11 protein-coding genes are annotated in these 13,247 nt (G+C 36.4%); 6 read left to right on the top strand and 5 right to left on the bottom strand.

Translation table 11 applies throughout. The features are described 5' to 3' along the window. Window positions 1–763: 763 nt before the first annotated feature. The gene (locus AAC037_RS07395; protein WP_339902377.1) at window positions 764–1,426 is read left to right on the top strand and encodes an IS1595 family transposase; all 663 of its coding nucleotides are present in this window, start codon (window positions 764–766) and stop codon (window positions 1,424–1,426) included. Between the two features lie 1,312 nt (window positions 1,427–2,738). After that, window positions 2,739–3,890 carry a hypothetical protein gene (locus AAC037_RS07390; RefSeq protein WP_339902375.1) on the top strand — a complete coding sequence of 384 codons (1,152 nt, stop codon included), beginning with the start codon at window positions 2,739–2,741 and terminating at the stop codon, window positions 3,888–3,890. A 568-nt stretch (window positions 3,891–4,458) separates the two neighbouring features. On the opposite strand, the gene AAC037_RS07385 is transcribed toward AAC037_RS07390, so the two are convergent. Next, window positions 4,459–5,004 (bottom strand): transposase, encoded by a 546-nt coding sequence (locus AAC037_RS07385; RefSeq protein WP_339902371.1) that lies wholly within the window; start codon window positions 5,002–5,004, stop codon window positions 4,459–4,461. Window positions 5,005–5,220: 216 nt separating this feature from the next. Between AAC037_RS07385 and AAC037_RS07380 the strand changes: the two genes are divergently transcribed. Continuing rightward, window positions 5,221–5,487 (top strand): helix-turn-helix transcriptional regulator, encoded by a 267-nt coding sequence (locus tag AAC037_RS07380; RefSeq protein WP_339902376.1) that lies wholly within the window; start codon window positions 5,221–5,223, stop codon window positions 5,485–5,487. Between the two features lie 28 nt (window positions 5,488–5,515). On the opposite strand, the gene AAC037_RS07375 is transcribed toward AAC037_RS07380, so the two are convergent. The 4 genes from AAC037_RS07375 to AAC037_RS07360 form a co-directional block, all read right to left on the bottom strand. After that, a complete protein-coding gene (locus AAC037_RS07375) occupies window positions 5,516–5,935 on the bottom strand; it encodes a hypothetical protein (protein WP_339902374.1) in 420 nt (139 codons plus the stop codon). Continuing rightward, window positions 5,935–7,047: an RHS repeat-associated core domain-containing protein gene (locus AAC037_RS07370; RefSeq protein ID WP_339902373.1), complete on the bottom strand. Its 1,113-nt coding sequence runs from the start codon at window positions 7,045–7,047 to the stop codon at window positions 5,935–5,937. Before AAC037_RS07370 ends, AAC037_RS07375 begins: the two co-directional genes overlap by 1 nt. A gap of 971 nt (window positions 7,048–8,018) precedes the next feature. After that, on the bottom strand, window positions 8,019–8,963 hold the full coding sequence (locus AAC037_RS07365; protein WP_339902372.1) for an RHS repeat-associated core domain-containing protein: 945 nt from the start codon (window positions 8,961–8,963) through the stop codon (window positions 8,019–8,021). 102 nt (window positions 8,964–9,065) lie between these two features. After that, window positions 9,066–9,611: a transposase gene (locus tag AAC037_RS07360; RefSeq protein WP_339902371.1), complete on the bottom strand. Its 546-nt coding sequence runs from the start codon at window positions 9,609–9,611 to the stop codon at window positions 9,066–9,068. 353 nt (window positions 9,612–9,964) lie between these two features. Here AAC037_RS07360 and AAC037_RS07355 point away from each other — a divergent pair, with 353 nt between their 5' ends. From AAC037_RS07355 to AAC037_RS07345, 3 genes are all read left to right on the top strand, one after another. After that, window positions 9,965–10,756, top strand: a complete 792-nt coding sequence (locus AAC037_RS07355) for a hypothetical protein (RefSeq protein WP_339902370.1) — start codon at window positions 9,965–9,967, stop codon at window positions 10,754–10,756. 1,572 nt (window positions 10,757–12,328) lie between these two features. Continuing rightward, window positions 12,329–12,562 carry a hypothetical protein gene (locus AAC037_RS07350; RefSeq protein ID WP_020891694.1) on the top strand — a complete coding sequence of 78 codons (234 nt, stop codon included), beginning with the start codon at window positions 12,329–12,331 and terminating at the stop codon, window positions 12,560–12,562. Further along, entirely contained in the window at window positions 12,547–12,843 is a 297-nt protein-coding gene (locus tag AAC037_RS07345; protein WP_339902369.1) for a type II toxin-antitoxin system RelE/ParE family toxin, read from the top strand. Before AAC037_RS07350 ends, AAC037_RS07345 begins: the two co-directional genes overlap by 16 nt. Window positions 12,844–13,247: the final 404 nt, after the last annotated feature.

Genomic DNA, 13,247 nt, shown 5'->3' with positions numbered 1-13,247 from the left:
TTCTTTTTTTATATAATTTCTTTTCTCTGAATTTATCGAAAGTAAGATTCCTCTTGTGGCTGAATACTAAATACGCATCATTGCCGCTCCTAATGCTCACCGTGGGAATTCGCTGTAATATCTGCCAATATTACTAGGCCTTCATCCAAGGATATATTATATTCACTTATTTTTCTTTTATACTTCCTAATATAATGATCATATAAAGAATTAGTTTCCTACGATAATCTATTATCGTGCGTATACCGCCTTCTTTAAGGTTCGGAACCTTTCCCAACCAAGGACCGAAAGCAATAAAATCATCGCTGTTGAGTCAAGGACTGATTCAAAGGTTTTTATTTTCATTTTAACAATCTGAGGGATCCGTGTTTATTTAAACTTTCCATCAGGGAAAAGTACAGGTTATTGAATAGGCCAGAATCATTACGCATGTTATGGTAGCTGATACTGAGTTTAGAGGAGGCATTTGAATTATCCATATGATAGAGATCGCCTTTAGAAAATCAAAGTCGTTAGCAATATTCCTTATCGATGTGATTCCTCTAAAACAACAGAATTGAATAAGGCGCTTTTTAAATGGAATAAATAGGGCAATATTGCTAGGAAACGTTGAATTTATGGAGAAAAGGTATAAGAGTCTATCAATATTCGAATTTCAGGACCGGTTCCCGATGATAGATCTTGTTATGAATATTTGGCTAACATGAAGTGAAAGGATGGATATGTTTGCAAAAAAAGCAGACATACTAACTATTGTAAAGGTATTAATGAATTTTACAGACAATGTGTCAAATATCGACGGCTTGAGTCCCCAAAAGCTGCGACCCTTTTTCACAACTGTAAATTCTCTCTTCTTAAAGCATTTTATATCGTATATTATGTTTCTACAGATAAGAATGGTGTCAGTAGAGGAGAATTAAGCTGCAAACTCGAGCTCAGGCAAAAGATCTGCTGGCTTTTTAAGCAGAAAGTGATGAAGGCGATGGAAAGTAGCCAGAACTTCCCCATGATGGGAAAAGTAGAAGTGGACGAATCCTATGTCGGCGGTCAGGACGACAAAGCTTTAGGGAGAAACGAGGGAAAAAAGAAAATCATGGTGGTGGGCATAGAAAAGGGATTAGGTGGAGTTTCCCGTTGGTACGGAAGAGTTATAAAAACCTCCAGGAAGGTGAAGCTTGGAGGATTTATGAAAGATCACATCGATAAGGACGCAGAGATAAAGACTGACTGCTGGGCTGGCTATACGGGTAGGGAGGCCTATTTCCAAAGATTGGTCTGTGAAAAATCAGGAAAGAAGGGAGAGAACTTCAAGCAGATGCATCGGGTGATTATGATGATCAAAGCCTGGCTGAGGGTGACCCACCATTCTGTTAGAAACCTTCAACCCTACATCAACGAGAATACCTTACAGGTACAATCAACATAAAATGAATAAGGAATTTTTGAAAATCTAATGCAAAGGATGGATGCAAAGCCACCTTATCCGTACAAAGCCTTTATTTGATTTGTGCCTAATTCAACAACAGAAATTGAAGGGGACGAAATTCGTTTAGCCGTCGAAGGCTTCACATCTTTTTTCTGCCTGCCTCAACTGTACAGTGTTTTGTAAATTGGTCAGTCAATTTTTCTAATAATTTGAGCAAGCTAGTATTATTATTTACTCTAGCCGCTTATTTTACATTAATGATGCTATTGACTAGGACGCAATAATAATTTAGAGATTTAGTTTTTTATTTCACAAAAAAAATATAAATTACAGTTGTTTGATTAAACCTAATATGATTTTAAAGGTAATTAATAGGTTGTTTTTATCTATACAATTTGAATTTATTAAAAATATATCTCTGTGTATCAATCCTCGAATTTTAGTAACGGTTGTTTAGCGATAGATTGTGGTAGGAATATTATTTAAATTTGGGAAAAATCTTTATTTACTTATAAAACAAATGGGCATACAACCTATTTTAACCATATAAAAGAATTTAACAGAAATTGCTTAAAATATGGTTTAATTGCGCCTTAGGGTGGCGTTCATTTTTACGAGTTTATCCTCTTTTTGATAGGTATTTTATGACATTTATCGTATTTGCACAAATAAAAGAGGCACCAACCTATATAATTGGCCCTCTTATTTGTGGTTGCGTAAAAATCTTCTACCTTAAGTTTCATAAAGTAATAAATGCGGTGGAATTGGGACATAAATTTTCTATTGAGGAAAAGGCAAGGTTAGACAAATCCTATTAGGGTGGGCATGATAACCAAAATATTAGGGAAGAAATGAAGAAAAAGAGTTTGTTGGCAAATTGAAGAAATATTTAAATGAGTACTCTGCTAGTACCAAATATTCATTAAATTGATTTTAGGAGAATTGTGATAATTCAAATATTTTAAAAAGATATATCTAAAATATTAACTGTTGAAGTTATTACAAATGTATAAAAATTAAATTTATGAATTTGTGCAAGAATGTCCGTATGAAAATAGTAAAGAAGTTTACTTGCCCATTATAATATTTAAAGTATGATTTAGATCATACCGCAATTCAGTAGGGAGCTATCGTTACTGAGAATTAAAGTTATATTCAAGGAAAAATCCATATATAATCATATAAGAATTTTCTAAAAATGTTTCACAAAATAAGGTCAAAAAAACTAAAATATTCGCCCTTAAAATCTCTCTTAATGTATTTATATTAGATATTTATTAAATTTATCATATAATTTAAACTCTATAGTAGCATGAAAAATATATTGTATATATTGATTTTTATTCAAGTTGCATGTGCTGAAAAAGACAGTAATCAAGAATTAAAAAATATTGAGGTAATTGAAATTGAAAAAAATAAAGAGCTAAGATTGACTTCATTTGTAAATGAGATAGAATATTTTGTGTTGCCCGATGAATTATTTATATCAAAAATTGATAAAGTTCTTTCATTTAATGATTTCCTAATTATTTGTGACTTTCATGATCTGAGTAAAGTATTTATATATAATGAAACTAGCAAAAAATTTGTAATTATTGATGATTTTGGAGATGGGCCGGGCCAATATAACTCGATATTAGATGTAACTGTGAATTCAAAATTGAATACAATTGACATATTGTCATTAAATAAGATTATTAGATATAATTTTGATGGAAAATTTGTTGATGAAATTTATAAGGATATAATTTTTTCTAAATTATTATTCTTAGAAAATGATAGCTATATAGTCCATATACCATCAAATTTAAACGATAAATTAATAAATGATCAATTATCGGGAAGGATTTTATATAATTGGAATTCAAAAACCAATAGCTTTTACCCTATGTTACCTGCATATTTTGAAAGAAAATTTCAAATGTTTGCAGATTATAATATTCTCTCTAAAGTTAATGATGAAGTTTTTTTTTCATCTTCATTCATGGATACAATTTATTCTTTTGATGCATCCAATTATATTAAGTTAAAATATGTTCTAGATTTTGGGTCAAAGAAATTTCCTCTTGATTTAATATATGATAATGATTTAGCATCGGTTTTGAATGACAAAAATACTCATCGAAGATATTATTATCATAGAGCAAATCTACATGTTAATAGTAGGTATCTCATATCAAAGTACAATGGAGATGGTAAATTTAATTTTATTTACGATAAAAAAAGAAAAATTTTGTACAGTGGTAAAAAATTAATAAATGATATAGACTATGGAATAAGTAATTTGAACGTAAAATTAATAACTGATGAGTTTATTTATGATATTGTCTCACCAGAAATTATAATTGATTATTTTAAGGATAATGAAAATGATTTTTATAATATTAATAATAACTTCACAAAATTGGGAAAAGAATTAAGTTACAACTCTTCTATGGTTGTTATAAAATATCGTTTGTTTTAATCTATTTAGGTTTAATTCCCCGAGGCTTACCTTATTTAATATTGCTATTTTGTGACTCAATGTCACAAAATAGCAAATTTATACAATGGAGTCACAACTTAACAGTTTTCCTTTACCATTTGGTAAGTAGTGCGAAGTACTATAGGGTGGTTATAACAGATAGGGTCAATGCTATGTAATCGGTTTCGTGTAGGTCTACCAGTTTAGTGGCATTCCTTTCCCTTCAGGGTGGCAAGGAGCGCATCACTCGTGAGAAAGGAGAGGAGGCTACCTACCTAAAAGCCCTTGTCCAGAAGTTCCAGCGGCTCGCCTTCGCAAAGAAAAGGGAACGCTTTGAGGGTAATAATAACCAATAGTTGCTTTCTTTTGAAGCATCTGCTGAAAAGCAAAAGGAGCAGGAAGTGAAGTTTGAAAAAAAGAAAGAAACCTTACTAATCAACAGAAAGACTTCTCATAAGGGAGGAAAGTCTTTGCCCCGCTAGGTGTAGTTTATACTTTCGTGAGCTGGGTGTAGGTTTGCAACTACACCCTTCTATCCTTTCCAATTTGCAATTGGAATTGGACGGAATTACCAATGATCCACGGTTATCAAACCTTCTAATCCAGCATAATTCCTTGCACTCGAACACATGTAATCCTCTGGTTTTTCCACGATTCCTGCCCTTACCGGATTCTCATGTATATAATTCATTCTACTTTCAATCATTTCAGTTCGATAAAGTTCGACAGCATGGTTTTCATGTGTCCAAAATTGCATCTCCCCAGTTCTTTTATTAAATTTCGCATGATAGGCAAAAATTATCTTCAACCATTCCTTTCTGCTTTCCTGAGGGTTTTCAATTATCATTTTTAGCAATTTCTTGCTTGTAAATTTCTTAAAATCACGCACCCATCCTGATAATTTCGCATCTTTTTGTTGAACAACCAAGTGAAGGTGATTGGTCATGATGACATAACCAAAGAGGAAAAGTCCCTTTTCCTTTCTACAATAAGCCAGATTTTCCAAGATAAAATCTCGATAGACTTTTCTTGAAAACACATCTGCCCATCCCACCACTTGGAAAGTTAAAAAATAGGGCATCTCCTGATCTCTTATTTGATAAGCCTCTCCCATAACTAGAAATAGTCTATCCTTGATTGAATTACAAATAAATGCTGCCCGAGTAACTGAATAAAGTGTCGTTGATTTGGATGGGGTCTCAAATTTCAGTCAAACAATATTCAAAATTTTGTCCATTTGTTTACTAAAGGGGGTCTTTCAGAAGCCATTGCAAATGGCATATAAAAGATTTCGTCTTCAAAGTAAGTCAGGAATAAAAGGGTGTAGAGGATTCTACACCCAGCCGGAGAGATTATAGGAAAGTATGAGCGCAACGAAAACTTACCCTCTATCGAGATGGTGGCCAAGATGGCCAAAGCTTTTGGTGTAACGGTGGATTTTTTGATCGGGGAAGGGGAAAACGCCTCTTACGACAAAGAGACGGTGGAACGTATCAACGACATACAAAAAATGGATGCCGATACCAAAAGCGTCCTGTTCAACGTCATTGATACCTACATCCAAAATTTTAAAACCAAAAAAGCTTTCGCTAAATAAATAAAGCCCGGCAAGTCCGGGTTTTTGCTTATTTCTTGAAATTGGATCCCAAATAAAAATTAGAATCTAACTCATCCTTACTTTTATAAATCAACCCTTTCAAAACTGCTAAATTAAAATCATCACCAAGTATCTTTTGGTCTTGATATTGGGGGAAGTCACTTGTTCTACTATGAGCATAAATGCCCAACCTCCATAAATCAAAACCTTCATGATTTAAGCCACTACCAAAATCAAACTCTACAATCCTGCCCGATTTCTCAAACTTACATCCCTTACCATGAAAATTATACCTAATCCCCTCTAACGAACCCTCTTTCGGAATCAAACCATTCCTGACAGATGCAAGGGGATGATTATCCCCAATCTTCTGTCGGAGTAAAGACATAAATATGTCAACATCTCTTAAATATTCATTGATGAGTTCTATTAAACTTTCCTGACTCATTATCTAATAATTGACATTATAATTTCAGCTTCTGATTTCCAGCCATATAGAGACTGTGCTTCCGTAAAATTCAATACTTTATATTGGACATCTATTCCTGCCCTTGTAGCCGCTTGAACCCTATGATGTCCATTTAGTATGGCAAATGTTCCGTCCTTTAATTTATATGCATGAATTGCCTCACCCTGCCAACCGATCTGACTCATACTCTGGGCGATCCTCTTAACCGCTGATCTACTCGTCTGTTCTGTTGCTTTAAAAAGTGTTGGGCTGGCCGTAAGTGCTTGATTGCCCATACCCCTGGCCATAAGCCCGTTCCTTGCAGCTACCCTGGCACTTCCTGCTCCACCAGTCATAAAAGACAGGCCCGTAGAAATATCACCTATTAAATCTCCTGTAGCTAATACTGCTTCTGTGTTTCTCTTATCTTTAAACGATTGGTTCGCCTTGGATTGAAAATCCATGACATCACCCATGCTGAAATTGCTTCCGGTAAAAAAATCATTCGCAAACTGTCCCCCGTTGTTGAAAATAGCATCCTGGCTCATGCCTTCCTTAAACTCACCGTCATAAACGATTGCCTCTCCTCCTGCCCCGAGTTCATCATACCCTAGGAACTCCCCTTGCGAATTAACAACAGGATTAGCCCAACGGCCATCGGCATCAATATTTAATACCGGATTGTTCCACATCGAATTATATGGACTCCATTCAGGAGCGTTGTATGCAAGCGGATCCGGAGACATCCAGCGGCCTATCGTAGGGTCTAGAAAACGTGCCCCATGGTCGTAAATATTTAGACTTAAGTCATCTATTAACTCTTTGCCCTGATAGAGATAACGGTAAGTACTATCCTGCACAGTACGACCATCCATCGCCAAACCAAACGGATAATAGTCCGTAGTGTTAATGACGGATGCCCAGGTGGAATCCTGATCTAGCTGGATATTGTCACTTACCACGGCCAGAACATTCCCTAGGTGGTTGGACAGTTCGTACTTTTTACCTCCCAGGGTTCGGTAGCCTGGTTTGGATGTGGCCGTCATTAAACCTAGTCGGGAACTGCCATAGATTGATTGTTCTATCAAGGTGTCGTTTTTGTAGACAGCCATGCCTGCGCTGCCACCTGGCCCTTCGCTAAAACAGTCCCCAGGACTGTTTTTTAACGCTCAGTCCTCAGAGGCGTCCCGGGCATAAATGGTCGTATCCGTTTCCGTTATCTTCGCGATGCCCTCCCCTGCATCCTGGCCCCTCCCTAAAACAGTCTCCCAGACTGTTTCTTAACGGTCGGTCCTCAGAGGCATCGTACCTGAAATGGACTTCGGAGTTGTCGTCCTTATACACGGCCCTCACCTTACCATAAGGCGTCCAGGCGATACTATCAATGCCTTCGGCATTGTCGCTAATGAGGTTGCCGATCTGATCGTAAGTGTAATTTTCGGTCTCCGTACCATCCACATTCTTCAGCTTGTTGCTAAAGTCGTAGTAATTCGTATGTCAAATCGCCTTGGAGAAACGTACTCTCATCCCTTCTCTGTAAAGTTAAGGTTTTTCATTAATTTTTGATTGGCTCCTACTATGCAAATATTTTTGTACTAAAAGCAAAAGGATTGAAAATGAAATAATTATATGAGGCATGAAGGAAGGCCATGCCCCTACAAGTATACTAACCAAAATATAAGCGGCTAAAGATTTGCTACCTAAAATTATAAGAAAGAGAAAAACACTCAAAAGTAGCTGCTTTTTTAGTATCAATCGAAAAGAGAGAATACCAACAGTTAAAGCTATTGAAATTGGAAGGTAACCCCAAATTAAAGACTCAAATTCCATATTTTACTCTTTATGTGTATTTGGTGTGTAAGAAAAATTAAATAATGTGATCTCTTACAATGAACTAATCCAAATTACTAGGGATCTTAAAAGAATCGCTAACCCTCCTAAAATGAGAACATAAACCAAACCCATTTGTTTTGTTTTCCAGTACATGTTAAATATTGAAGTACCTTCTTCATCCTTCCGCAATTCCTTATTGTAAAGGTGAAACCCAATGCCCAACATAAGTATACCTAAAAATAACTCCATTTTATTTTTTATCTTGCAAATTCGCCCTTATGCCGTCAGCGATATTCAATGATGATTCGAGGGTATATTCTAGAACAACCTGTTCCGTCCAGTTTATTATCCTCCTTCTGTTTCTCATATTTTTTATCAAAGTACTACCATACTTACCTACCACCATCATTCCAACATCACCAAAACCTCCACTAATATCCCCTTCCGCAAAATTCATAGTAGCACTTGCCACACCAAAGATAGTAGAAACCGACCCTCCAACTGCCAATAACCCAACTCCTAAATGGGGCATAAAAGGAGTTACTGCCGTCCCTACAGCTGATATCCCGGCTCCCGTATATCCTATTCCATCAATTGTACTTCTAGTCATGTGCCTGGCAAATGGCAAGGCTTCGCTCCTAATTCTCGCACTATTCGCTTTCATTTCTTTTACAACGGGATTACTCATAACCTTTCCGTGGGAGGTTCCCGAAGCGGTTACTGTAAACTCCGCCATAGACCTTACTCCTTCGTCAATAGTTCCGTCGCTGTTGAAAAATTGCGTATTTCCAGAGGACTCGTCCAACCCTACCCCTGATTTCCCCAAGTAGGTGTCTCCTGACAAGGGATCAATTTCTTCGGCAGAATTTACGTTTTCACGCCACTTAACATTTCCGTTTCTGTCCTTTACCCAATCATCGGGAGCTAGTCCGGTAGGATCAACATACCTTAAAGGACTATTGAATCCAAAATTATACGGAGACCATTGTGGCATTTGATCTGAAAGGGCATCCACACCCCACCACCTTCCAACGACGGGGTCGAACTGCCTGAATTCGGTCGTATAGCTCCTTTTGGAACCTTTTACCTCATCGTCCCCTTCAAGTCCATTGAACCCATACCTATAACTACTATCCTGCACGCTACGACCATCCATCGCCAATCCAAAGGGATAATAGTCTGTAACATTGACCACACTGGCCCCCCGCTAGGTGTAGTTTATACTTTCGTGAGCTGGGTGTAGGTTTGCAACTACACCCTTCTATCCTTTCCAATTTGCAATTGGAATTGGACGGAATTACCAATGATCCACGGTTATCAAACCTTCTAATCCAGCATAATTCCTTGCACTCGAACACATGTAATCCTCTGGTTTTTCCACGATTCCTGCCCTTACCGGATTCTCATGTATATAATTCATTCTACTTTCAATCATTTCAGTTCGATAAAGTTCGACAGCATGGTTTTCATGTGTCCAAAATTGCATCTCCCCAGTTCTTTTATTAAATTTCGCATGATAGGCAAAAATTATCTTCAACCATTCCTTTCTGCTTTCCTGAGGGTTTTCAATTATCATTTTTAGCAATTTCTTGCTTGTAAATTTCTTAAAATCACGCACCCATCCTGATAATTTCGCATCTTTTTGTTGAACAACCAAGTGAAGGTGATTGGTCATGATGACATAACCAAAGAGGAAAAGTCCCTTTTCCTTTCTACAATAAGCCAGATTTTCCAAGATAAAATCTCGATAGACTTTTCTTGAAAACACATCTGCCCATCCCACCACTTGGAAAGTTAAAAAATAGGGCATCTCCTGATCTCTTATTTGATAAGCCTCTCCCATAACTAGAAATAGTCTATCCTTGATTGAATTACAAATAAATGCTGCCCGAGTAACTGAATAAAGTGTCGTTGATTTGGATGGGGTCCCAAAATTTTGTCCATTTGTTTACTTGGATAAGGAGGTCTTTCAGAAGCCTTTGCAAATGGCATAAAAAAGATTTCAACTTCAAAGTAAGTTAGGAATAAAAGGGTGTAGAGGATTCTACACCCAGCCGGGGTACAGCGGACGGTACCGAGTAAGAATAAAAATTAGTATCTTTAAGAGGTTAGGAGGAGGTTGGAAGAGAATGGCTCCGAAAACCCGCCGGATCCAAGCAGAACCAAATTGGGCACAAGAGGTTAAATGCAAAATAGATGATAAAGAGTACCATCAATTCAACCTTAGGATTAGCAACTGGCTTTTTACTCACCATAATATTGCATGAATTAGCACATTATATCATGTCTGTAATTTTAGGGTATGAGGCTACACTCTATCACAATAGGGTTTTCTCCGAAACCAATGGTATAAAAAACCATGAAATAATGATAGCTGGAATTGCCCCCCTATTTTCCTTAGTACAAGGAGTTTTAGCTTATCAAGCTTCGAAGAAAATGGAATCATCTTCAATATCATTATTTGTTTTGTGGTTTGGAATAACTGGAATAATTACTTTTTTTGGATACTTAATGATAGCACCTTTAATCCCCATTGGAGATACAGGAAAAGTATTTTCTCTACTCAATATTCCATGGGTAATTCAGGTAATAACTTCAATCATTGCTATAGTAATTGTTACCATAATATTGATGAAATCTGCAAAACAATTTGAAAGATATGCCATTGAAGATTTTGGCTCCGTAGAAGTCAATAGAAAAAAATGGTCGGTTTCTTTAATATTAATGCCCTTACTATTAAGCATCGTCCTTGTTACTCTTTTTCAATTTCCTATCCCACATATCCTAAGCATACTAGCCACCATTTGTATACCCTTTTCAATTATGGCTGTATTCGGCGCTTTTATTGGTAGCAAAGATAAATTAAGAAAAGATCCACAGGGAAATTCAATAAATCAGGACATTTCAATTCCACTAATTTGTCTTTTTATTTTTGTAGGTATACTAAATAGAATATTGGTCAATGGAATATCCTTAGTCAATAACTGAGCATTCTGACGGTTGACCTATCCAACCCTCGAGGCTTCGGCACCCTTCGACTCCGCTCAGGGGCCCACAGGTTCAGGGATCATGTTCAGGGTTCAGATCATCGTATTGTGAAGTAGGTTTATAAGGCGAATGATTTCCCCTCTTTTGTTTTATTAGCTGATTATGGCCACTTTTCTGATGGTTTAAGCGGAATTTTTAGGTTGTTTTTACCTTTTGGAAATACCTGACCCTATAATCTATTTGATCCTTACTGTTTTGCTTCTTAATCTTTAATCCAACCAAGCAGATCTAACCGGAAAATCTTTTTATTGCCATTACCAATAAAAAGGTGGTCTTTCCCTTAGATTCTTTGACCGAAACACTTAATTTGATAAATAATAAGGCTAAGTGGTTGATAGCATAGGTTATTACTCAAATCGGAGGCTAAACATTTATATATACAATTGTTGTGGTGCATTTAAGATGAGACAAATTATAATAATAACGATTTTCATTCTGTCCACTTTAAGTTGTGGGAGAGGTGATGGAAAAATTATGTCGACCGATGATAAGAATTGCGACTTCAAATTTGAAATTGATGAAGAAAGTGAAAACTCGTACAACTACGACAGTCAAACGGGGAATTTAAGAAAACTTATTGCTCTATTCAAAGAAGAGAATCTTTATGCAGACACAACTTTCTTTATTCCCAAAGCAAGTCTATGTGAATTAATGAAAATGTTTGAAACTTATAACATTTCTACCTATCCGAATGACTTTCGTCCAAAAAGTAACATCGCATTGATTCCTTCCCCCTCATATCATATAAAATTCACAAAGAACAATCAAGTGAAGGTAATAAATTGAACAATAAATACCATTACTTCTGAAAGTGAAGATGCTTTTAAATTGCGTGAAATATTAAATAAAATTGACAGCATTGTATTGTCAAGCAAAGAATTTATGGGATTACCTGAGCCGGAATATGAATGGTTATAAAATCAATATTCATCACAATGTTTTGAAAAATGTATTAAAATGCATTTGACATTTGCCGTTAGCCTGCCACGAAACAGAGGTAATCCGATAACTGTAAACCCTACCTAAATAATTTGCTGATCATTTAGAAGAGCTCCGACTGTGTGGGGTTCGCTGAAGCTCGGAATGCTCAAATGTCCAAGCTAAAATGCATAAGTGTGAAACCATAGTAACATCGAGAAATGTATCGGTAGCTGAGGAGCGTTTTGATCACGATTTTTCGGGAAAACCCTAGAACATTGCATAAATTAATAGCAATGTGAATTGCAATGGTCTACCGGAGTCATAGGAGGGAAGTGGTTGTAGATAGATTATATCTATTCTGGGTAGATGCAGGTGAAAAGCAAATAAAGAAGGCTATCGGTAAGCCAGATGAGGTAAAACCTTACTGTATATAACAGGCTATGGTTTGATCAAGGGAGCGTTGATAGTTTACATCTTATTATTATCTTTATAGGTACTAATAAAGTAGGCTATCAGGCGCTACTCTACTGAGTAAGCCTTACACTAGTGAATATTCTCCAACTTATTACAAAAAAATAAGTATCTTAGACTATGGTAACTGACGAACATAAAAATAGGCTTATCGAAAAAATTAAATCAATCCATGACAAGGATATCATTGATGAAATTTATAGACTTCTTAAGGTTGACTTTGACGATCCGGTTTATGTGACAAATGAAAAACAAAAAGCTGAAATAGCTGAAGCCAGAAAACAAATCGAAAAAGGAGAAGGAATTGATTCTGAAGAAGTTTTCAAAAATGTGCGTAAATGGCTAAAAAAATAAAATGGTCTCCTCTAGCCGAAAGGGAATTCAAAGAAATAATAGCGTATTGGACTAACCGAAACAAATCAGAATCCTTTAGTGAAAAATTAATTGGTTTGTTTGAGGACGCCACAGAGCTGATTGCCACTTTTCCAGAAATGGGTCGGTCAACGGACATTGAAAATGTTCGTCAGAAATTAGTCCGAGATTATTTAATCTTCTACGAGGTAGACGGAGAAATAATAAATATACTAACAGTTTGGGATCCAAGACAAAACCCTGACAAATTAGAGCTTCGGTAAATTGTGTAGAGACAGCTCAAAATATCACCTTGGATAAACGAGAACTCATAGTAGCTTCGAGAAGTGTAGCTGTAGAGCGTTTTGATATCGATATACGGGAAAATTCTGGGACAACCTAGGCCCCTTAGACCCTTCGCCACCCTTCGCCACTCTTCGGCACCCTTCGACTCCGCTCAGGGGCCCACAGGTTCAGGGATCATGTTCAGGGTTCAGATCATCGTATTGTGAAGTAGGTTTATAAGGCGAATGATTTCCCCTCTTTTGTTTTATTAGCTGATTATGGCCACTTTTCTGATGGTTTAAGCGGAATTTTTAGGTTGTTTTTACCTTTTGGAAATACCTGACCCTATAATCTATTTGATCCTTACTGTTTTGCTTCTTAATCTTTAATCCAACCAAGCAGA

Source organism: uncultured Cyclobacterium sp. (assembly GCF_963976465.1).
Classification (GTDB): domain Bacteria; phylum Bacteroidota; class Bacteroidia; order Cytophagales; family Cyclobacteriaceae; genus Cyclobacterium.
This window is presented reverse-complemented; position numbering and strand designations above follow the sequence as displayed.

What these genes read in the sequence shown, in the direction of transcription:
- AAC037_RS07390 (WP_339902375.1), top strand. Translation starts at nt 2,739, where the DNA reads ATGAAAAATATATTGTATATATTGATTTTTATTCAAGTTGCATGTGCT.
- AAC037_RS07385 (WP_339902371.1), bottom strand. Translation starts at nt 5,004, where the DNA reads ATGGGAGAGGCTTATCAAATAAGAGATCAGGAGATGCCCTATTTTTTA.
- AAC037_RS07375 (WP_339902374.1), bottom strand. Translation starts at nt 5,935, where the DNA reads ATGAGTCAGGAAAGTTTAATAGAACTCATCAATGAATATTTAAGAGAT.
- AAC037_RS07370 (WP_339902373.1), bottom strand. Translation starts at nt 7,047, where the DNA reads ATGGCTGTCTACAAAAACGACACCTTGATAGAACAATCAATCTATGGC.
- AAC037_RS07360 (WP_339902371.1), bottom strand. Translation starts at nt 9,611, where the DNA reads ATGGGAGAGGCTTATCAAATAAGAGATCAGGAGATGCCCTATTTTTTA.
- AAC037_RS07355 (WP_339902370.1), top strand. Translation starts at nt 9,965, where the DNA reads ATGATAAAGAGTACCATCAATTCAACCTTAGGATTAGCAACTGGCTTT.
- AAC037_RS07350 (WP_020891694.1), top strand. Translation starts at nt 12,329, where the DNA reads ATGGTAACTGACGAACATAAAAATAGGCTTATCGAAAAAATTAAATCA.
- AAC037_RS07345 (WP_339902369.1), top strand. Translation starts at nt 12,547, where the DNA reads ATGGCTAAAAAAATAAAATGGTCTCCTCTAGCCGAAAGGGAATTCAAA.